The organism is Saprospira sp. CCB-QB6, from assembly GCF_028464065.1.
In the GTDB taxonomy this organism is placed as follows: Bacteria; Bacteroidota; Bacteroidia; order Chitinophagales; family Saprospiraceae; genus Saprospira.
In genome coordinates this window covers 3227162-3248625 of record NZ_CP116808.1, presented here as the reverse complement: position 1 = coordinate 3248625, position 21464 = coordinate 3227162, and the positions used below count along the sequence as shown (strand labels likewise).

The following is a 21464-nucleotide window of genomic DNA, read 5'->3' as shown; positions in this document are numbered from 1 at the left end:
GAAGGGCCGCAGGCCTAGCGATGCGGCGGGGTGGCCCTCGGGCCAGACCAAGCAGGCCTAGCCTGCGCAGGGCCGAGCGAATAGCGAGCCCCAAAGCGTAGCGACGCAAGGCGAAGCCGCAGCGGAGGCCCCAAATCATTTATAATAGAGATCTTATGACTACGATAATGATAGTTATAGGGCGCTATGGGCAAAAAGAAGCCCCCTTAGTGTCTAGATGAACCCTAAGGGGGAGAAAAGTGGCAATATAATGGAGTCAATAGCCTTAATCTGGGGAATTAGTGGCCTTAGATTGGCCTTTAGAAGAGGGGATAATATTGGCTAAGGGCGGCAATTGTGAGCAACAATAAGTGCCAAAGCTCTGCCCAGCGGCTATTTTTCCAAGCTTGCCATTGTAGGCCAAGCAGAAGGGCCATGGGGAAAGCCAAAGCCGTGAGTTGGCTGGGAATACCTTGGTAGGTCAGCAGTTGTAGGGGAGCAAAGAAGAGCAGGATAAAGATAATTTGTAAAAACTTCTGTTCCTTAATGGTTGTCTTTTGCTTGAGGGTTTGGAAATTGGCCCAAGAGAGCAAAAGGATAAGGGCTGAAGCCCCCAAGGCGGCTAAGGTAAAGGGTTCTTTTAGGTTAGAGAAATCTTGGATTAGCCAGTTGGAAAAAGCGTGTAGTCCTGCAAAAACGGACCATTGATCGAAGAGATAATAGAGGGTACCAATAAGGAAGGCGGGGATACTACCGCTGAGCAGGATAACCATAAAATCCTTAAAACTAGCAGGCCTTATGGTAATCCAAGCCAAGATAAAGGCGGGGATATAAAAGGCAAAAGGCAAATAGAGCTCTATGCTAAGGCCCATAAATAGGGCGGCATTGGAGAGGGGGAGCACCGAATTCTTTTGCTCATAGGAGCGATAGAGATTATAGCAACTGAGCAGCAAACTCAGGTTGGCCAGGAGGACAGGCGATAGAGTAAGTGCCCCAGGGAATAAGGCCAACATCAACAGGCTACTAATGGCGACAAAATAGGTACTTTGGCGGCCCAATCGGAAGCGATTGATCAGTTGATTGAGGCCAAAGGATAAGACAAAGGCCAAAAGTAGAAAAAGTAAATTGGCTCCAGCTCCCTCTTCGGGGATCCAGTTGGCGAGACTGCCTAATTGGCTAAGCGATTTAGCTGTGGGCAAAAAGAAAACAGGCAACAGCAATAAAATGCCATAAATAAAGACGAAAAAGCCTGTGATAATATGATTGTTGCGAAATAAAGAGAGCACCTTTTCTATTTATAGAGGATATAGGAATACGTTAATTAGGGGCAAAACTATACTTTAGTCTAAAAGATGAGGGACAAGATCTCAATTCTTCAGTAAGTTCAGTAAAAAAGCCTAAATTTACAGCCCATTTTACGCCTGACCGCCCCAAAATACAGCTTCAGTATGCGAAATACAATCGGTTTTCTGCTTTTCTTTCTCCCTCTTTTTCTTTTGGCACAAACAGAAGAAGAAGAACAAGCGAATGCGCCTCTTTCTTTGGGGCAGTTTTATACCGATATACATATCAACTCTAGTAGTAAGCCCTACAACTCTCGTACGGGCGACATGGATTACACCATTTGGGAACCTATTTTTCATGATTGTGGCTATGATCGTTCTAGCCAGATGATGCAAGCTTTAGGGCCTTATTTACCCAAGTACTCCCAAGCTCATTTTGCGGCCTTGGCCAAAGGAAGAAGTCGCTTAAGTTGTATGGCGCTTTCTCCGGTAGAGCGACCTTTAATCAATGGGTCTAGCTTTTATAATGATCGCAACAAAAAGGCGACAGTTTCTTGTATGACGGGGATTGTGGCCAATCAACTTTTTTTGCGGCAAAGGGAAATGGATTACTTTGCTGACCTGCTGGGGAACATAGAATACCTTCAACGTTTTGAGGGCGATAAAAGCTATTATTATTTTCAGGGCAAAAAGCATCAATACGAAATCGTTCGCAATGCGGAACAGCTTGATTCAGTTTTGGCTAGTCCGTACCGCCTAGGCATTCTCCTTAGTATAGATGGAGGCCATAGTTTGGGCCACTCTATATATATAGATGAGAACATTACGGATTTGGAGGAGTATAGTGAGTTAATGCGTAAGAATATTCGCCGTCTAAAGGGCCTACTGCCCATATCTGATAACACAGATGAGTATATTCAGACGCCTATTTTGTGGATCTCCTTGGCCAAGAACTATGAAAATGGGCTGGGCGGAATGGCCAATAGTTGGACTAGAGATGAAATTAACGTCTTTGGTAAGGTAAAAGCAGTGAATGATGGCCCTAGTCGTTTGGGCAAAGAAATCATTGAGGAGTTGACGGCTAGAGAGGGTCGACGCATCCTGATTGATGTGAAACACATGAGCTATCGCTTTAGAAAATATTACTACCAAGCGATTGAGCGAGCCTCTATCTTGGGGGAAAAGATCCCTGTGGTTTGTAGTCACTGTGCAGTTAGCGGATTGAGCTGGCAACAGCGAAATTATAAGCGCAAAGATGATGATAGTAAGAACAACACCTCTTATTTGAACCATTGGACCCAAAACCTTTCGGAAGAAGATTTGGTGAACATCTATAAATCGGGTGGATTGATTGGCATCCCCTTAGATGCTTCGGTTTTGGGGGGGCAATTGGCCCTAGAAGAAATTCGGTTGAGCCCTGAGGGGAGCTTACAACGCAAAAAAGCTGAGTTGAAGCTTTTTATGGCCAACATATTAACGGTAGTACAAGTTGTCTCTAAAAGCCCAGGTTACAACCCTAAGAGAAGCAGCGTTTGGGATATGATTGCCTTGGGTTCTGATTTTGACAACATCAAGCAGCCTTTGACCGCTTATCCTGATGCCTCTTATACGGCTAAGTTGGCGGAGGACCTTCAAGAGTTTTTGGGGCAACCCGAAAACATCAATAGCTTGTTTACGAGTCGGCAGATAGAGGAATTGATGGAGGGTTTTAGTCCAGAGGAGCTCAGTGAGAAAATCATGTCAAAGAATGCCTATCGTTTTATCAAAAAACAGCTCGAAATGCAGCCCAAGCAGATTGGTCCACAAGCACAGCGGTAAGCTTTTTTGCTGTTTATCTGTAAAGGGAGTAATTATTTTGGGGCTGCCCCCTCGCTCTGCTCGGGGTCGGGCTGTCTCGCAGCTCGCTACTCGCTCGGCCCTGCGGCGCTAAGCGCCTTGGTCTGCCGCCTTCGGCGGCCCTGCTCCATCCCTCAGCCTGCGGCGGCTTCGCCGCCTGTAGGACCTAAGGGGGGTTGGCTTTTGTGGTTAGCTATTTCATCTGTTCTTTTGCCCTATGAATATCAATCAATTCTTTCAAACTACTAGTTGGCGTTCTGTATTAGTACTGGGCTGTATATTGGTCCTGCTGGGCTCCGTTTATTTCAATATCACGATTGGGAAGCAGTTAGAGGGGGCGGAGCGGCAGCGCATGCAAACTTGGGCCAGGGCTCAGGAGAGCATCTTGAAGGCTACAGGGGATTGCGACCTTAGTTTTCAGAGTCAGATTATTAGTGACAATCAGGATATTCCCATGATTTTAGTGGATGGAGATTATCGGATCATTGATGTGCGCAATTATGGGGAGAAAACATGGCCAGCAGATCGCAAGTACTTTGAGCGAGAGTTGGACAAGCTTAGGGAGAAGGGGCAACCTATAGTCTTAGAGGTTCCAGATATACAGTTGAAGAACTACATTTACTTTCGGCAGTCCAAATTGATTACCTATTTAGAGGTATCGCCTTATTTGCAGTTTGCTTTATTGTTGGCGTTTATCATCATGGCCTATTTATCGATTAAGGTGCTTAAAGATTTGCAGCAAGAGCGCATTTGGTTGGGAATGGCCAAGGAGACGGCGCATCAGTTGGGCACGCCGACCAGTTCGTTAGTGGGCTGGATAGAAAACATCCGTCTTTTTTATCCTGAGGATGAAAACTTGGGCATGATGGCCGATGAGATGGCCAAAGATGTAGAGTTGCTCAATCAGGTAGCCTATCGCTTTTCTAAGTTGGGCGCTTCGGCAGAATTGAAGGAGGAGAATCTACTGCCTCGATTAGAGAAATTGTTGGCCTATAGTAAGGAGCGGGCGCCTCGAAAGGTGCAGTTTTTGGCTCCAGACTTCAAGGAGTTGGCCCCTATAGTAGCCCCAATCAATGGATTATTGTTTGATTGGGTCATTGAGAACCTGTTTAAGAATGCGCTAGACGCTATGGATGGGCATGGAGAAATAGCCTTGAGAGTTTATCAGGTACAGCAGCAAGTCATCATAGAGGTGCAGGATAGCGGCAAGGGAATCCCCAAGAAACTGCATAAAAAGATTTTTCAGGCGGGCTTTTCGACCAAGAAGCGGGGCTGGGGGCTAGGGTTATCCTTATCTAAGCGAATTGTAGAGCAGTATCACAATGGTCGGATCTATGTAAAAGAGTCGGTACCTGGGGAAGGGACCATATTTAGGATTCAATTGCCGACTAGTTTGGGCTAATTTGCCTGCGTTTTGCAGGCCCGAAGGGCCGCAGGCTGAGCTGCCGGAGCAGGGCCGCCGAAGGCGGCAGACCAAGCGGGCGCAGCCCGCGCAGGGCCGAGCGAGTAGCGAGCTGCGGAGTGGAGCGACCCGAGCAGAGCGAGGGGGCAGCCCCAAAAAAAGAAAACAGCAAACTGAGATATAGAGCGGCTAAAAAAGAAGCTCAACGGGGAGTTTTTTTGGTTTTAAAAAGGCTGGCATAAGCCATTTATTTTTTGTATTTTTGTAGCTATGGAAGAAAATAAAAACAACTTAGATCAACTACAGCCCGAGGTTCAGAATGCGGACTACGGCGCCGATAATATTCAGGCACTGGAAGGGCTAGAGGCCGTGCGTATGCGGCCAGGTATGTATATTGGTAGCACGGATAGCAAGGGTCTTCATCATTTGGTATGGGAAGTCTTGGACAACTCGATTGATGAGCATTTGGCGGGCTTTTGTGATGAGGTGACGATCACGGTACACCCGAATAATTCGGTTAGTGTTTTTGATAATGGTCGGGGGATTCCTGTTGGCCTGCATCAGAAGCTACAGAAATCTGCCTTAGAGGTAGTTATGACCGTTTTGCATGCTGGGGGTAAATTTGACAAAAAGACCTATCAGGTATCTGGTGGTTTGCATGGTGTGGGGGTTTCTTGTGTAAATGCCCTATCTAGCTATTTGAAGGCCGAGGTACATCGGGAGGGACAGATATATGTTCAGGAATATAGCTGTGGGATTCCGCAGACAGAGGTAACGGTGATTGGCCAGACGGAGCGTACGGGGACCAAGGTAACTTTTTTGCCTGATGCCAGTATTTTTTCGGCGACCAACTATATTTATGAGAATCTTGCAAAGCGCTTGCGGGAATTAGCTTATTTGAACAAAGGTTTGCGTTTGATCATCATTGATGAGCGCAAAGAGGAGGAAGATGGCAGCTTCAAGCGGGAGGAATTCTTTTCTGAGGGAGGACTCAAGGAGTTTGTTCAGGAAATGGACAGCAATAACAACCGCGAGATCTTGTTGCCTGAGCCCATTCATGTGATGGGAGAAGAAGAGGGTGTATTTGTGGAGGTTGCTTTTCAGTATAATGACTCTTATCGGGAGAATCTTCGCTCTTTTGTTAATAATATTAACACGATTGAGGGGGGAACGCATGTTTCTGGTTTCCGTAGAGCGGTGGGTCATGAGCTCAAGAAATATGGGGATCGCACAGGTTTGTTTGCTAAGGCCAAGGCGACTATTTCTAGTGAAGACTTTAGAGAGGGCTTGACGGCGGTAGTTGCGGTAAAGGTGCCTAATCCTCAGTTTAAGGGGCAGACCAAAGGTGAACTGGGCAATCAGGAGGTCAATTCTATTGTATCGGGGGCTGTACGTAAGGCCTTTGCGCTTTATTTAGAGGAGAACCCATCTGTAGCTAAACTAATTATTGACAAAGTTATTTTGGCGGCTCGTGCTCGTACTGCGGCTCGCAAAGCGCGAGAGATGGTACAGCGAAAAAATGTATTGACGGGTTCTGGTTTGCCAGGTAAATTGGCGGATTGTTCGTCTAGAGATGCTAGTCTTTCAGAAATCTTCTTGGTAGAGGGTGATTCTGCGGGTGGAACGGCCAAGCAAGGGCGTAGTCGCGAGTTTCAGGCAATTTTGCCTTTGCGGGGTAAGATCTTGAACGTAGAGAAAGCCATGGAGCATAAAATCTACGAGAATGAAGAGATTAAGAACATCTTTACGGCCTTAGGGGTGCGCATTGCAGAGAAAGATGGAGATCGTTATTTAGATACAGAGAAACTACGTTACCATAAAATTGTCATCATGTGTGATGCCGATGTTGATGGTAGCCATATTGTTACTTTAATTTTGACCTTCTTCTTCCGCTATATGCGTCCCTTGATAGAGAATGGCTATGTATATATTGCTGCCCCTCCCCTATATTTGGTTAAGAAGGGCAAAAAACAAATTTACTGCTGGGATGAGGCACAGCGGCAGATGGCTGTAGCAGAGCTCGGCAGTAATGGTGTTGGGGTACAGCGTTATAAGGGACTTGGAGAGATGAATGCTGAGCAACTTTGGGAAACAACCATGAATCCCGAGACACGCACACTTCGTCAGGTACAAATTGAAGATGCCGAGATGGCAGATGACACCTTTAGTATGTTGATGGGAGATTCTGTACCTCCTCGTCGCAAGTTTATTGAAGATAATGCAAAATATGCTAATGTTGATGCTTAGGGTTTAGGCATAAACGGCAGTAAAAGCAAAGCGAACTTCCTCTGAAGAGGGAGTTCGCTTTTTTTATGGTCATAAAGCCGCAAAGAAAAATAATCGGCTAGTATTTGCCTTAATAAAAGTTAAGCTTCTAAGCTGTCACATCTCATTTTTTTTGCTGCTATTTTTATTTGGGCTAGGTTTTACTTACGCTTCTTTTATTTGGCCATTTATGTGATCAAATGCACAAAAAAATGTTAAAGCAAAGGCGGCTTTTCATTAAGTAGTTGATTGTCAGTCAGTTACATTCAAAATAGCCAAAAAAAATATTTTTTGGCTATTTTATGACTTCGAGTTTGCAAAAAAAATGTTAAGCCATTTTAAAGAAAACAGGATGTTTAGCGTAGGATTTTGAGCAAAATATTCATAAATACCCCCTAAATCCGAATAAATCGCAGATTTTCAGTCGATTTACAATATAAAATTCATTTTAAATGTACCTACACTATAAAATGTTACATAGATTTAAACCACAAAAAAGCAAATAAAGAGTGACGAGATTTATCGGAACTTAATTTTTAGTTGAAAACTAATTACAAAATTTTGTCTGCATTTGGGCGGTTTTTTGCGTATAATAAAGAAAAACAAAGCCCTATGGACAAACAAATCTCATTTCACCAGTTATTTTTTACTTTTTTTAGAGAAGTAGAACTCCTTTGGAAATTTACCAAGACCGACCTCCTAGTATCAGTAGTATCGGCTAGTATTTTTATGTTGGTGGCTCTTTTTTCAGCCAGCTCAGTTAACCTTCAGAGCTTGGGCTATTTTGGCCTAGGACTTTGCTATTTCATTTTTTATATATATCCTTTTGATATCAGTAATCAACTGGATGCTATAGAAGAAGACAAGATCAACAAGCCTTTTCGGCCCTTGCCTTCGGGGATGATTGACGAGCAAGCAGCTTATTTTCGCTATTATTTGGGGACGGCCATTTACCTTGCCCTAGGCGCCTTTTTGGGTGTTTTCTATTGGTCTGTACTTTGGGTCGCAGTAACCTATTTTCTCAATTTGGGTGGCTTAGACAAAAACTGGATCACCAAGAATTTTGTCTCTATGGGCTTGGGCACTGCTGCTCAGCTTGGTGCTGCTTGGCAGATTATTGGCCCATTTAGCACTTCTGCCGTCATTTGGATCTCATTGATCTCTTTCTGGGTAGGACTTACTTCTTGTACTCAAGACTTTAGAGATGTAGAAGGTGACCGTAAAACTGGTCGCAAAACGCTTCCTATTGTAGCTGGGGACCAAAATGCTCGAATCATTACAATCGCTTTTTGGGCAATTATGTCAGTAAGTGTTGCTGTTGTCTACTTTCACCTACAACAAGGAATTTTCTGGCTAGACCTCGCCCTTATTTTGCCTGCTCTAAGCTGCCATTTCTACATTATGTACCGCCTCTGGTTTTTGCGTACACCCAAAGCAGATGACAGAACCTACCTCATCCAATGTCTGCTTTACTGCTACCTATTGTTGCTTTCTATTTATATTTTTCTATAGATTTTAGGGGCTGCCCCGCCCTAATTGGGCGGGTCGGGCTATGTCGTGGCTCGCTGCTCGCTCGGCCCTGCGCAAAATTTCGCTTTGCTCATTTTGCTGGGTCTGCGGCTTTGCCGCACCACTATCTATCCCTCAGCCTGCGGCCCTTCGGGCCTGTAGGATGCCATAAAAAAAAATAACGGGCCAGAGAAGATAGATTATTAAACGATAGCAGATGAGCGGCCCAGCGCTGCGCAGCCGTGGCCGCAGGCCAGACCCAGTTTTTTTGAGCGTAGCGAAAAAAACGCAGGGCCGAGCAGACCTGCGAGCGGCGCAGCATAGCGGCGGACAGCTTTGCTGGCCGCGGGCCCCTAAAAAATATAATCCCCTCCCTACCTCAAGTAGTTGTTCATGATTGACAGCTACTTTTTTTTGGGCTAAAGGGCAGCCGCCTGATCAAAAATCTTACCAAATGAAAACTTAAATTTGATTTTAAGGGCTAAAAATAGTAACTTTAATAAGAGCTAAGGCGTATATAGCCCTTAGAAACCTTTTCGCACAGTCTACTTAAACGATAAATATATGCTCAAGCAACAGCAATCTCAGAAGATGATGCAAAAGCTATCGCCTCAGCAAATTCAGCTGATGAAGCTTTTGCAAGTTCCTACCGATATGTTAGAACAAAGGGTGCAACAAGAATTGGAGGGCAACCCTGCCCTAGAAATTGATGAGCACCAGAATGATGAGGAGGAAAAAGAGGACCCTTTAGAGGAAGAATACCTAATTGGGAGTGAAGAATCGGAAAAAAAAGAAGAGGATGATGAGGAACTTAATGATCCTGATTTTGAAGATTATCTAGAAGAATACTTAGGCAATGATGAGGCCTCCTATAAGTTAGAAGTAAATAATTACTCCCCAGATCAAGAAGAAAAGACGATTCCCGTAGCAGTGGAGTCTAGTTTTCAGGAGCAGTTAGAGCGGCAATTGGGCATGCGTGAGTTGACAGAAAAAGAGGAGTTGATTGCTCGTCAAATTATGGGAAGTTTGGATGATGATGGCTACTTGCGTCGCGAACCGATTGCTTTGGCTGATGACTTACTCTTTGCTGAAAATATACGCTTTAAAGAGGCAGATATTGTACGTGTTTTGGAAGAGGTCGTTCATAGTTTTGAACCAGCAGGCATTGGTGCCAGAGATTTGCGAGAGTGTTTACTTTTGCAACTGGACCGCAAACTGCAGTCTGAAGATGTTCAGCAATATTATGAGGAAAAGGAGATGAAGAGCCTTAAATTGGCGCATCGCATTATTAAGGATTACTTTGAACCCTTTTCTAAGAAGCACTATAAAAAGCTAATTCGACAGCTCAATATTTTTAGAGAGGACCTAAAAGAGGCGACGGATGAGATTTTGAAGCTCAATCCCAAGCCAGGCAGCGTTTATGCTTCTTCTTCTAAGATTAAGAAATATGTGGTGCCCGACTTTATCATTGAAAACAAAAATGGTGAATTAGAGCTGCGATTGAATAGCCGTAATGCGCCTGAATTGCGCATCAATAAGGAGTATAAAAACATGCTAGAGGCCTATAGTGCTAGCAAAAAAGATAAAAAGCAGCGAGAGGCTATTATGTTTGTCAAGCAAAAAATTGATGCCGCTCGTTGGTTTATTGATGCTATTAGACAGCGACAAGACACCATGTTTAAGACCATGTACACCATCATGAACTATCAAGAAGACTTCTTCTTAACAGGAGATGAGAAGCGGTTGCGCCCCATGATCTTAAAAGATATTGCTGAAATTACGGGCCTAGATATTTCGACTATTTCTAGGGTAGCCAATAGTAAATACGTACAAACAGAATTTGGGACCAAGCGGCTTAAGAGCTTTTTCTCAGAATCCCTACAAACTCAATCTGGAGAGGAAGTCTCTACCTTAGAAGTTAAAAAGATTCTTACAGAAATTATTGAAGCGGAAAACAAGCGCAAACCTCTTTCTGATGAGAAGCTAAAAACAAGCTTACAGGATAAGGGCTATAATATTGCTCGGCGAACGGTGGCCAAATATCGGGAGCAGTTGAATATTCCCGTTGCTCGCTTACGAAAAGAAATTTAATGGAAAAGCCCTGATTTATATAAATCAGGGCTTTTTTAGTGAGTTATAAAACGGGAGTTCCATCTTTTCCTTTCTTCAGCATTAGTTTTAGGAACTCTACATCGGGCAGGCGGCCATTGGCTTCTTCTCTGGGGAGCATTCGGCCACTACTACTATCGAGTCGTTGATGTGGTGGGGCCATAATAATTACTCGTTGTTTATTAGTTTGTGGGTCGCGGATAATAATCCGTTTGCCTTCTTGCATCAATTCTCGCTCGGAGGGATTGGCCATAAAGTTGAGAAAATAGAGCGCCCCAAAGCTGCAGAGGCTCAGGCAGAAGACTCCTAATCGGTAATATATTCGTTTAGACATCTTTTTGGCTTTAATCGCGATCTTGTTCCTGCATCCAAGAAAGTAATTCCGTAAAGCTTTTTTGTAAGCCTTCAATTGCTTTTGGAGCCGTTCCTTTTTCTTGGAGGTAGAGATCAAATAATGCTTCGGGGCTTAATTCTGCAAGGTCTTTATCGGGACCTTTGGACTGGTTTTCGGCAGCATTAGCCTCCAATTTTTGTTGCATAGAGATAAGTTCTGCTGCCTTTCCTTTCAGTATTTTGCGAAACTCTTGCTCTAGAGCTGGCAAAAACTGTGGTACTTCTAGCTCTAGTTTGAGTAAATCACTAACTTTTTCGCCTAGAGCGGGGAGTTTTTCTAGTTTGGCTCTAATTTTTTGCTCATCTCCCTTATAAAAGATTAAACGGCGAAGCAGCTGCAGAGGTTTCGTTTTGTTCTGAAGCAATTTTCGACCTTCAAATTCAAGCAACTGCACAGATTGCGCATAATTGATTTCATTAAAATCCATAGGTAAGATAGAGCCTGAGTAGCAAATTCGGCCCTGCTCTCCTAGCTTTTGAGGGCGGTGCAAATGGCCCAAAGCGACATAATCAAAAAGGCTGGGAAAATCTTGTGCAGGAAAAAGGTCGGCTTGACCAATATGGATATAATCGCTGCGGCCATCTCGCTGCCCTTGGTCCACATATAAATGTCCTGTGGCAATTAGAGGAATATTTAGTTCCGTTTTATCAGCCAAAAGAGCCGCTAAATCGGCATAATGCTGTCGAATTGCCTGCTTAAGTGCTAAAATGCGCTCCTCATAAGGCAACATTTGGCCCTGTCGAAGTTCTCGCTCACGTAGAAAGGGAACTGCAGCAACATAGGCTTGTAGTTCGCCTTGCGGAGTCCGAATTTCGATTAACTGCTCTTCTAAATTAGTGGGCAAATTGGCCACTACTTTTACATTGAGGCTATTAAGCAGTTGTTTACTACTATCCAAAAAGTTGAAAGAGTCATGATTACCCGCAACTACTACAGCCGTATGACAGGGGGTTTGTTGTAGGTCTTTGAGAAAGTTATAGTACTGCGCCTGTGCATAGTTGGGCGGCAAATGTTGGTCAAAAACATCCCCTGCGATAATCAGTAGTTCTACCTTCTCCCTTATAATGAAATCTAAAATCTGTTGAAGAACAGCGGCATGTTCCTCTTCTCTACTTTGGTTGAATAACTTATGGCCCAAATGCCAATCGGCAGTGTGTAATACTTTCATTTTGATTCCTCCTCTGGTTTGCTTCACAAGAAACAAAAAAGCGCTCGCTTTTTTTTGAGCGAGCGCTTGTAATCGGTGAACTTATTGAAGAAGACTTTTTCTTTTCAATGCTCCTCATCAAGAAAAGCTAACTTTTTTCTTAAACCTAAAAGGCCATAATAATCGGCAAGCATTAAAGGATATCCACTCAAAACAGCTACAACTTCTGCTCTATTGAGGTAATTGTTTTGCTGAGATTCAAAAATAGTCAATTGGTCAATCAGTCTTTGGGGCCAACTGAAATTCTGATGAACAACATAATTCATCTTTCTTAAATGGGCTACTGCAACTTCTCGCCAGTGACTTAGCTCCCAAGTTTTTAGATTCTGAAAACGAGAACTAGCTTCATTGCCCACCAAATTTTTATAGTTAATTTTTGTTCTAGCCGCTACAACTAATTCTTTAAAATCAATCTCATCAGCTAAATGCTTAATCGCTTCAAGCATCGGATAACTAATATAGAGCTTCCCTTCTTCTGTTTCATTCGTAAAGAATTCTAGCATTTCTACTATTTGTTCATCAGTAGCCATACGATCGTGCCCATCATAATCAAAGAAAAAGTATAACTCACTAAAATCATCTCGGCCAAAGCCCTCTAATTGATTAGGTTGACGGTTTTTTAGTAAAGTAAAGGTATCCAGAAACTCATCTTCTGAGCATTGCCGATAGAACGTATAAATATTTTCCCCATAGACTGTAAAAATGGTATTTTGCTCTATTAAATTCAATGCTTTTAAGCGCTCTCCAATCTGATTTTCTGCTCGACCGCCCTCAAATACAAAAAGAATTCTACTCATAAAAGGCTCCTGCTTTATACATTTTTTCAATGTTATGCGCCTCTCTCAACTCTTTTGCCGTGCTAGCAGCTAGTGATTGTATTTTATTGGGCCACATTAAAAAATAACAATCAGGACGCAGTAAATCGTTAGTCATGATAGATGTATTATGAGTTGTGAGCACAAACTGAACTTCAGACTCTTTAAGCAGCTCTACAATTGCTCGAGACAACTCATGATGATAAAAGGCATCAAATTCATCTATAAATAAAAAAGAAACAGGCTGCTCAGAACGCAAACGAAGACTCCAAGCATAAAAAAGTGCTAGTGCTTGCGTTCCCGTAGATGCAATATCGTAGAAGGGAATATGAACCCCATTAAAATCAAAAGCAATAATTATTTTATCAAAAGTACTTACGGCCTCTAAGCGACAATCTAAATTAGCCTTCTCATTTAAAAATAGTTCAAAGTCTTTTAATTTCCCCTTTTTTATAATATCTGTCTCAATATCCCAGACACCATTCTCATAACCTAAGTATAGATTTCTAGACAAGGATCGATAAAAAAGCATTTTATTTACAAAATCAAAAAAACATCCTAAAACTCTATTTTCTAGGCTATCAATTAAGTTTGCATTCGTTTTAATATACTTTAATAAAGATAAGTTTGGATTATTTAAATCCTTGTTTAAGCTTTCTGCTCCAGCTAGCTTGATTCTTGCTATAGTAGTTTGACTACGATCTATTTCAGCCACAATTCGATCGTTAATTACAAGTTGTTCTTTTAATAATAAACGAAAGCTCTTCTTTTCATAAGAATAGATAACTCGATGCTTATCAAATAAAAATTCATACTTGAAAGTCGCCGATTGAGTTCTACTATAAGCATTTAAGTAACTACTCTCCCCATAAGAATTATCTGCATCTGTGTGCTTATCCGTCAAATGCCCAACAATATCAAAAAGAGCCAAACCTAAATTTGATTTGCCTACTCCATTGTATCCATAAACAATGGCATTTTGTACTACCCCCTCTTTTACTGCAGAAGCATTAAAGCTGTAGTTCTTTGCATCTTCCAAGGAAAAACTAAAAGGTTCCTTAAAGTTCTTGAAATTAGAGACCGTAAATTTACATAGCATAATTGACACTTTATTTATTGCCTACAATAAATGAAAAAAAGCAGCCGTAAAAAAATTACGGCTACTTTTTCTCCCCTAATCCAAAAAATAAACGGGCTCATCAAAAGCCTTAACCTTTTCCTTTATCTGCAAAAAGAGATGCAAGGGCTTTTGTGGTCGCCAATTCAATTCATTAAAAGGGGCTCCAAAATAAATATGCTCATGAATATCATGAGCCTCCATTTCATCGCTCAAATGCTGCCGCAAATTCAGAAAACAGCACCAACCTTCTTCCTCATCCAAATCCTCTACAAAGGCTTCGTAATAGGAATCATCGCTGCCATGAAAATTCAATACGTTTTCCATGATAAGCATAAAATAGCGAATCCCCTCCCCTTGTAAAAGGTCCAATAATTCATCTTTCAAGCAGCCCATATCGTTGTTAAGGGTGTCGTTCCACTCCCCAATCAGTTCAATGATGGCATACCCTCGCTCATAATCCACAAAAAGAATTTTAAGATAGAGGGTCTCCGAACCAAATTCATCCCATTGCGGATGAATCAGGTAGTTATAGATCTTATTCTCAAAAAAGAACTCGCTATACTCTCGGCCATAAAAAGGCGAGCGCTCATCTTGCTCTGCTGTATATTCGTCTCGCCAACGAAAATGAGGTTCTATGCTATGCATGAAATATTTTTAGTTTGTTGGAATTGCCTGGGGGGCAATGTTTACGCCTTCAATACCATCGCGAATCAAGCTTTGCACCTGATCTACGGCATGAATTACATTGGCATAACCTTCTACATCAAAGGTATTGGTGTTCGATTTAGGCAAAAGGTCATTAATTTTTGGCCCAGTTACGCCAATAGTCTGAAAAACATAACGCACCGAAGCACGCCCTAGCTGCACATTGGCCGCCAACTGAGGCAAGTTGTTAAGATCTATTTTACGATTGGCCTTTTCAATATGCAAGAATAAACGCACCCCAACCCCATAACGACTTTTATCCTCATCACAGTCCATATCTTTATACTGCATATAGTCTACAATAACGACCACTTCTTTTTTACCTAACTGCATAGATTTACCAAAAAGGGCCAAACTTGCCTGATTCTTATCGTTAAATTGATAAAATATTTTTTTCAATCCACTACTCAAATCCGCTACGGTTTTGGGCAGCTGACAACCCTGTGGGGGCTCTACTACTTTGTATTCTTTAACCTCTAGCTCGGGCAATTGTTCATCTACAATTTCATCTTCAGCTGTAGAGACATCCTCTCCCTTGGGCAACTGATCACAGGCCGTAAATAGAAATAGGCAGCAAATAAGTACACTAAAAATTCTAATCATTTTGGTTTTGTTCATTGGCCCCATCCTCAGATGGGCGTTCTGTTAAGAGATTCCCAAATTTAACCTATTTCTATCAAAGGATTTCATCTTTTCCTAACTGTTTTTTGGGGCCTCCGCAGCTTCGCTGCGGCGCTACGTTTCAGGGCTCGCTGCTCGCTCGGCCCTGCGCCAGCAAGCTGGCTGGGTCTGGCCTTCGGCCACCCCTTCACATCGCTAGGCCTGCGGCCCTTCGGGCCTGTAGAACGCAAAATTGGCATTCGTCGCTACGCTCCTCATTCGCTAATATGTCCCCGCCCACCCTCCCCTCTACGGGATTCCTTAAGGAATCCCTTCGGGGAGTCTGGGCCAAATTTTATTTTCCCCAAAGCATCTCATTCAGCTTAGGTTGCCAAAGCTCTGCCCAGCTACAAGCATAGCGTTTCCCCTCCAGCTCTCGCACCCAACTAATTCCCTGCACCGCATTCGTCAGCCAAATTTCATCTGCGGCCAGACAATCCCCCAAGCTGAGCGCTTTTTGCTCCACAAAAACCCCTTCCTGCGCAAACAAATCCAGCAAATAAGCCCGAAACACCCCAGCAACAGCTCCTTCCGAAAGAGCTGGCGTGGCCCATTGCGCTCCTTTCCGAATCCATAAATTGGCCGCTATTGTCTCCACCACATGCCCCCAGGCATTCAGCAAAATACAATCGTCAAAGCCTGCTTCCTGCTTATATTTAGCGGCCATCACGTAAATTTGGGCACTTATGGACTTAATAAAAGACAGACTGCCTGCCGCTATTGGCTGCTCCTCATAAACGCCCAAACGCAATCCCTTTTTGGGCCAAGGGAAAGCAGCCGCTTGCAGCGGCTGCTCTTCTAACGCATAGGCCAGTCCATTCTCTTCGGGCGTATACAGCCCCCCTCCTGCCCGCCAATACGTCAGCCGCAAACGGTAAGTTTCTCCTAAGCGAATAAACTGCTCCAGTTGAAAATCTTTAGGAGCCAAAATCCCCAATTGGTCCAAACTACGGCGCAGCCGCTGCTCATGCCAAGGCAACAAAGGGGCTCCTTTTGGCCCCACTCGAATCGTTTCAAAGGCACCATCGCCATATTTAAAAGCGCGATTATTCATAGCCAATCATAAAAAATGGCCTTGGAAAATTCCAAAGCCAAATCAGTTAATATTGTTTCAGCAAGCGGCCCCATTTAGAAGCAGCCTGCTTCATAAAGGCGCCCACTTCTTCTCTGGCTGTGCGATCTGGCGCTTTCCAGCGGGCCATAGAAAAGAAAGAATGTTTTTGCTCGGCCTCCACCTCTGGTGGTAAAATCTCTAGCCAGCGATCTACAGAAGCTCGTAGTTTTTGGACCTCCTCCAAAAGAGCCAGCTCCTCTTTGATGTGCTTTTGCTGCAGTTGATTGTCTAGACTTTGGGTAAATTGCCAAAGTAGGCCGTAAGCCTCCTTATAGCGACTTCTAATTTCTAAAATCTCTACCATATTCATAAGCATCTGCAAATTGTAGCCGATGCTTGAGCGGCGTTTGCGCTGCCAATCCTCTGTAGTAAGGGCCAGACTTTCCTCTTTATAATCATAAATGGCCAAATAGAGCGTATTGGCCCCATTGGCCGCCACATAGAAATGAGGTACATCGGCGGCTTGGGCCTCGGCAAAGGCCATTTCTTGGGCTAGGTCTTCGGGAATATTGCCAATATATTCTGATTTATTGTTTTGGGGCTGAAAACATTCTACCTCGGCATCTATAAATTGCCCAAGGCTAAAGGCCCAAGCCGCCGATTTATTGGTAGCGGCCCAAGACATAATTGGCGCCGTGCGGGCATGAGCCAAAACCTGGCCCTCCTTATTGGTCCAGTAAATTTTGGCCTCAGCCAAGTTGGTGCTGCAATCGCTGGCCTCCAACTGGGCCAGGCGTTCTGCTAATTTCTGTGTAGACATGATTTTATGCGGATTCAATTTTCTGAACTCTAAATATTTTTGCGTCTAGAGGCGGGCGAAGCCCGCCTGGCCTAGCGATGGGGAGCAGTGCCGCGCAGCGGCAGACCAAAGGCAGGCTTTGCCTGCCTGCAGAGCCGAGCAGACCTGCGAGCTGCGGACCGTAGCGCCGCAGCGAAGCTGCGGAGGCCCCTAAAACCAATTGGCCAATTGATAATAAAAGTTGTAGCTAATGGCTCCTCCGGTCCAAGCAAAATCGAAGACGAGGGTAAAGACAACACCCCAAACAGCTCCCCAAAAGTGGGCATCATGTCCAATATTGTCATTGCCATTTTTGCTCATATAATGCGAGTAGGCCAAATAGCCCAAAGCCGCCACAATGGCCGGAGTGGGAATAACTAAAAAGAGCAAAAGCGTGCTAGTGGGCGCAAAGAGCACAAAGGCGAAAAGCACGGCAGAAACGGCCCCAGAGGCGCCTAGCGCATTATAATCATAATTGTCCTTATGCTTTTCAAAGCTATAAAAAGAAGAGGCGGCCAAGGCCGAAACATAAAGCAAAAGATAGAGAACATGTCCCCAAATATTGCCAAAAACACCAGAAAAAACCTGCTCCACCTGTCCTCCAAATTGATAAAGGACAAACATATTGAGGCCTAGGTGCATCCCATCGGCATGGATCAGGCCCGAGCTAAAAAAGCGGTACCAATCTTTGTTGTGGGCAATAACCGCTGGATTAAAAATAAGTCTCGAATAAATTTCTGGCTTTTGAAAAGCTTGGAGAGAAACGATAACCGTAATGGCTAAGATGGCCAAATTTACGGGCATTTCGGTCAAGATATTACTGAATAAGAGCAATGTATTCATGGTTGAGATTAAGCGTGATGATAGGGCAAGCCTCTTTGGATGCTAATTGCCCGATAGAGTTGTTCGAGTACAAAAAGGCGGACCATTTGGTGGGAAAAAGTGAGTTTGGAAAGGCTCCATCGGCCATTGGCGCGGGCATAAACCTCATCGGAAAAGCCATAGGCGCCACCAATCAGATAAATGATGCGTTTGTGGCTCAGTTGAAACTGTTGTTCCAGTTTATCGGCAAAAACCAGAGAGTCAAACTGTTTTCCTCGCTCATCGAGCAGCATGAGGAAATCGCCTTGCTCTAGTTTTTCCAAAATCTTTTCGCCCTCTTTCTGTTTAATTTGGGCCTCTCGCATATTTTTGGCCCCTTTAATATCAGGGATAATGCGACTTTCGAAGGGAATAAAATGCTTGAGGCGTTTTTCATAAATATCCATTCCCTCTTTGAGGTAGTTGAAGGCGGTGTTCCCGACCATCCAGAATTCCAGTTTCATGTATTAGCGTTGGCGGCGAAAGAAATAACGGTCCTTGGTACGGACATTTAAATTGGTGAGCCAAAACGACTGGCTATCCAGCTTATTGATGGCAAAATATTGTCGTTTTTCTTGCGCATTATCAAAAGAAAGGCGGCGCTCTTCTAGATACAAGGGCGCTTGCATGGGCACCACTAATTGGCTATCACTAATTTGCCAAAAGATGCTATCGGGCAAATGAAAATAGTCTCGCCATTGTTGACGGGTTCCATCAAAAAAGACATGATCCTCTAAGCGCCATTGGCCCTGCAAAAGCGGGAAAATATCGGCTTGTTCTAAGCTGTCAAAAACTTCCTCATAGCGAATAGGTTGTCCCAAATAAGCCGCATGCAAAAAGGGCGTGCTCAATTGGAAATTGGGAATCTCCAGCTCCTTATATTCTTCTAGGCCCAGACGAACCTTAAGCTGCATACTGCCGCTAGATTGCTTAAACTGCTCATGTGCATTCAATAGAAAACTACCCGATAAATTTCGGTTAATGACAAAGCCCGTGCTATCCATACCCGTTAAAAAAGCCTCAATCTGCGCTGAGGGAAAGTTATAGCTACTATCTAAGGTAAAATTTGCTACTGGCTCATTAAAAATGAGGTATAGACTGCTAGAACCACCCTCCAAACTGAGTTGGATGATCGTCTGTTGGCCCGATTGGATGCTAAAATCCTGTTCCGTATTCAATCGAGCATAATAATGAATGCCTCCCCCTGCTTCTATGCTTTCTTTGGGCACTGTTGGTCCACAACTAAAGAGGCCAAGCAGTAAGGCAAAAGCAACTAAAATTCTCATAATTTATCTTTTTCGGCCTGAATAAAAGGCGCCCAAAATTCGGGCTCATATTTTTCCCAAGCATGGCAACCAAAGGGCAATTTCGCCTCATTTTGGGCATAGGCTTTTGCTGGCGAAAGCTCAAAAGCGAAACGCAGGGCTTCGGCTTCTTTGGGCCGCTTAAATTTCATAAAATAGGGCAAGATACAAGCCCATAAGAAATCTTCATTTTTGCCTGTGGCCCGCAAAAGGCCGCCCCATTGTTTGGCCGCCTGAATAAAACGATCAATTTTTCGGAGCGAAAAGCCCCCATTGCCCACCTGCCCCTTCATCATATTGGCCAAATTAAATAGTGGGCGTTTGTCTACTGGGCTAGGCGGGGCCTCAATCCAAGGCGCCCCAATATAGTCATAATCCTGAGCCATCCAATGGCCCAATTCATCTCGAAAAACGAAGGCGTCTAGCTGATAAATCAACAAATAATCATGACTTTGAAAACGGCGATAAAAGTCGGCCGTGAGCATCAAACGATTATAGCCTTTCACAGAGGCAAAATAAGAGGACTCAAAATATTCTACTGTAGCCGCAGGCGCATATTCCAAATAAGGAGCCGCATCAAAACCCTCAGCCGCAATAAAAGCAAAGGGGTGCTTGCCCAAAACACGAACAGCCTGCCGAAGGGCAAGCAGTTCATTATCCGTAGGTTGCTCCCGATAAATCGGAATGCAAACAATAGCAGTTTTCATCTTTAGTGGTCTTCTGGCTCGGCCTCTTTCAGGATCTCCCAAGTATGGTCGGCCAAAAGCTTTACTGTAGCCAAAAAGCGGTGAAACTTATGTCCTGCTCGGCCCCATTCTCCTGGACCAATCATAGACAAAACAGCCTCGCCATTCTCTCGCTGATAGAGGTGGTAAATATGGTTAATTAAAGGCTTGAAGTTCATATCGGCCCCATAAATCATCTCCGAAACAGAGACCCGATCTTGCAATTTTTTGGCTTGCATGGCCAACAACTTAATCTGCTCCTCAATTTGAGACAACTGCATTTTGGTTTGCTCTTGCATCGCCTGCACAGAAAGCCCTTTGGTCCGCCCCTTATCCATCGGCTTGATCACAGCGCCCCCCACCGTATGCGCATAAGGCAAAAGGTGTGGATTTTCTGCAATTTTGTCTGGATCAATCGGGTTGATGAACTCTTTTTCCTTTTTCTCTTCTTTCATAATCTTGAAATTAGGGCCTAAAAATAAGGATTGTTTTAATATTGTGGGCCTATACTGCTGTTTTTTAGGGGCCTCCGCAGCTTCGGCGGGCGCTACGGTCCGCAGCTCGCAGGTCTGCTCGGCCCTGCAGGCAGGCAAAGCCTGCCTTTGGTCTGCCGCTTCGCGGCACTGCTCCCCATCGCTAGGCCAAGGACCTTTAATCCAATAAGCTAAGATATTGAGGCGGGACGGCCTCCGTTAGCCAAACGCCATTATCCGATTGATAAAAGGCATATCCCGCGGCTTGCATCTCTTGGGCCCGCACCACCAAAAGGACCAATTTGCCATGTCGGCGGCCAACAGTTTCAGCAGTGGCTACATCTGCCGATAAATGGACCTGATGCCTGTTCATTTTTAACAAGCCCTCGCTCAAAATGTTGGCTAAAAATCGCTGGGCCGTCCCATGATACAATATTTTGGGGGGAATTTGGGCCGTATAACCCAAGTCAATCGCTACAGAATGGCCCTGACTGGCTCGAATCTTGGTTTTTTCTGCATTAAAAGCAAAGCGCTTTTTGTTATTTTTGCAAACCACTTCCTCTAGCAACTCCCTATCTAAATCCTTATTATGGGCTTTGGCCGCTGCCAAAAGCTGCTCGACATCGAGCCAGCCGCCAGCTTCTAAGCTTAAGCCTAATAGTTCGGGCCGATGGCGTAGAATTAAACTCAGGAACTTAGAAGTTTTCACTATTCTTCTATTCATTTTTCGTTTTTTTGCGCTGATAATGAGCAAAATGACCTAAAACGTTCCCGGGCGGCTTCTTTTTTCAATAAGAGCAGGCCCAAAACGCACAAGGCCTTAGCCGCTTTGCCAGAAGCCATATCGGCTGAGGGATGGACAGCAGTGGCCCGCAGGGCCAGACCAAAGCGCGCAGCGCTGAAGGGCCGAGCAGACCTGCGAGCT

The 21464-nt window shown here is 44.1% G+C and carries 20 protein-coding genes; 5 read left to right on the top strand and 15 right to left on the bottom strand.

Annotated elements, in window-relative coordinates:
- Positions 1 to 299: 299 nt before the first annotated feature.
- A complete protein-coding gene (locus PPO43_RS12485; protein WP_272618283.1) occupies positions 300 to 1265 on the bottom strand; it encodes a hypothetical protein in 966 nt (321 codons plus the stop codon).
- 162 nt (positions 1266 to 1427) lie between these two features.
- Between PPO43_RS12485 and PPO43_RS12480 the strand changes: the two genes are divergently transcribed.
- The 5 genes from PPO43_RS12480 (at position 1428) to rpoN (ending at position 10365) form a co-directional block, all read left to right on the top strand.
- A complete protein-coding gene (locus tag PPO43_RS12480) occupies positions 1428 to 3080 on the top strand; it encodes a membrane dipeptidase (protein WP_272618281.1) in 1653 nt (550 codons plus the stop codon).
- 235 nt (positions 3081 to 3315) lie between these two features.
- Positions 3316 to 4500 carry a sensor histidine kinase gene (locus tag PPO43_RS12475; protein WP_272618279.1) on the top strand — a complete coding sequence of 395 codons (1185 nt, stop codon included), beginning with the start codon at positions 3316 to 3318 and terminating at the stop codon, positions 4498 to 4500.
- A gap of 270 nt (positions 4501 to 4770) precedes the next feature.
- Entirely contained in the window at positions 4771 to 6747 is a 1977-nt protein-coding gene (gene gyrB / locus PPO43_RS12470) for a DNA topoisomerase (ATP-hydrolyzing) subunit B (RefSeq protein WP_272618278.1), read from the top strand.
- A 630-nt stretch (positions 6748 to 7377) separates the two neighbouring features.
- Positions 7378 to 8277 (top strand): UbiA family prenyltransferase, encoded by a 900-nt coding sequence (locus tag PPO43_RS12465; RefSeq protein WP_272618276.1) that lies wholly within the window; start codon positions 7378 to 7380, stop codon positions 8275 to 8277.
- A gap of 561 nt (positions 8278 to 8838) precedes the next feature.
- Positions 8839 to 10365 carry an RNA polymerase factor sigma-54 gene (gene rpoN, locus PPO43_RS12460; protein ID WP_272618274.1) on the top strand — a complete coding sequence of 509 codons (1527 nt, stop codon included), beginning with the start codon at positions 8839 to 8841 and terminating at the stop codon, positions 10363 to 10365.
- A 43-nt stretch (positions 10366 to 10408) separates the two neighbouring features.
- On the opposite strand, the gene PPO43_RS12455 is transcribed toward rpoN, so the two are convergent.
- From PPO43_RS12455 to PPO43_RS12390, 14 genes are all read right to left on the bottom strand, one after another.
- Positions 10409 to 10717 (bottom strand): hypothetical protein, encoded by a 309-nt coding sequence (locus tag PPO43_RS12455; RefSeq protein ID WP_272618272.1) that lies wholly within the window; start codon positions 10715 to 10717, stop codon positions 10409 to 10411.
- Positions 10718 to 10727: 10 nt separating this feature from the next.
- Positions 10728 to 11945 carry an exonuclease SbcCD subunit D C-terminal domain-containing protein gene (locus tag PPO43_RS12450; RefSeq protein WP_272618270.1) on the bottom strand — a complete coding sequence of 406 codons (1218 nt, stop codon included), beginning with the start codon at positions 11943 to 11945 and terminating at the stop codon, positions 10728 to 10730.
- 104 nt (positions 11946 to 12049) lie between these two features.
- Positions 12050 to 12781: a hypothetical protein gene (locus PPO43_RS12445; RefSeq protein WP_272618268.1), complete on the bottom strand. Its 732-nt coding sequence runs from the start codon at positions 12779 to 12781 to the stop codon at positions 12050 to 12052.
- Positions 12774 to 13898, bottom strand: a complete 1125-nt coding sequence (locus PPO43_RS12440; RefSeq protein ID WP_272618266.1) for an AAA family ATPase — start codon at positions 13896 to 13898, stop codon at positions 12774 to 12776. Before PPO43_RS12440 ends, PPO43_RS12445 begins: the two co-directional genes overlap by 8 nt.
- 75 nt (positions 13899 to 13973) lie before the next feature.
- Complete coding sequence (locus PPO43_RS12435; protein WP_272618264.1) at positions 13974 to 14564, bottom strand: hypothetical protein; 591 nt, start codon at positions 14562 to 14564, stop codon at positions 13974 to 13976.
- Positions 14565 to 14573: 9 nt separating this feature from the next.
- Positions 14574 to 15227 (bottom strand): hypothetical protein, encoded by a 654-nt coding sequence (locus tag PPO43_RS12430; protein ID WP_272618262.1) that lies wholly within the window; start codon positions 15225 to 15227, stop codon positions 14574 to 14576.
- A 352-nt stretch (positions 15228 to 15579) separates the two neighbouring features.
- Complete coding sequence (locus tag PPO43_RS12425) at positions 15580 to 16338, bottom strand: aminotransferase class IV (protein ID WP_272618260.1); 759 nt, start codon at positions 16336 to 16338, stop codon at positions 15580 to 15582.
- A gap of 46 nt (positions 16339 to 16384) precedes the next feature.
- Positions 16385 to 17158: a hypothetical protein gene (locus tag PPO43_RS12420; RefSeq protein ID WP_272618258.1), complete on the bottom strand. Its 774-nt coding sequence runs from the start codon at positions 17156 to 17158 to the stop codon at positions 16385 to 16387.
- Positions 17159 to 17347: 189 nt separating this feature from the next.
- On the bottom strand, positions 17348 to 18019 hold the full coding sequence (locus PPO43_RS12415; protein ID WP_272618256.1) for a rhomboid family intramembrane serine protease: 672 nt from the start codon (positions 18017 to 18019) through the stop codon (positions 17348 to 17350).
- Positions 18020 to 18027: 8 nt separating this feature from the next.
- Positions 18028 to 18501 (bottom strand): 23S rRNA (pseudouridine(1915)-N(3))-methyltransferase RlmH, encoded by a 474-nt coding sequence (rlmH, locus tag PPO43_RS12410; RefSeq protein ID WP_272618254.1) that lies wholly within the window; start codon positions 18499 to 18501, stop codon positions 18028 to 18030.
- Between the two features lie 3 nt (positions 18502 to 18504).
- Positions 18505 to 19323 (bottom strand): hypothetical protein, encoded by an 819-nt coding sequence (locus tag PPO43_RS12405; protein WP_272618252.1) that lies wholly within the window; start codon positions 19321 to 19323, stop codon positions 18505 to 18507.
- Positions 19320 to 20048, bottom strand: coding sequence for a DUF5672 family protein (locus tag PPO43_RS12400; RefSeq protein ID WP_272618250.1), 729 nt, complete (start codon positions 20046 to 20048; stop codon positions 19320 to 19322). The genes PPO43_RS12405 and PPO43_RS12400 overlap by 4 nt, the downstream gene beginning before the upstream one ends.
- Positions 20049 to 20050: 2 nt before the next feature.
- Entirely contained in the window at positions 20051 to 20521 is a 471-nt protein-coding gene (locus PPO43_RS12395) for a DUF2452 domain-containing protein (RefSeq protein WP_272618248.1), read from the bottom strand.
- Between the two features lie 196 nt (positions 20522 to 20717).
- Positions 20718 to 21263 (bottom strand): RNA 2'-phosphotransferase, encoded by a 546-nt coding sequence (locus PPO43_RS12390; RefSeq protein WP_272618246.1) that lies wholly within the window; start codon positions 21261 to 21263, stop codon positions 20718 to 20720.
- Positions 21264 to 21464 lie beyond the last annotated feature (201 nt).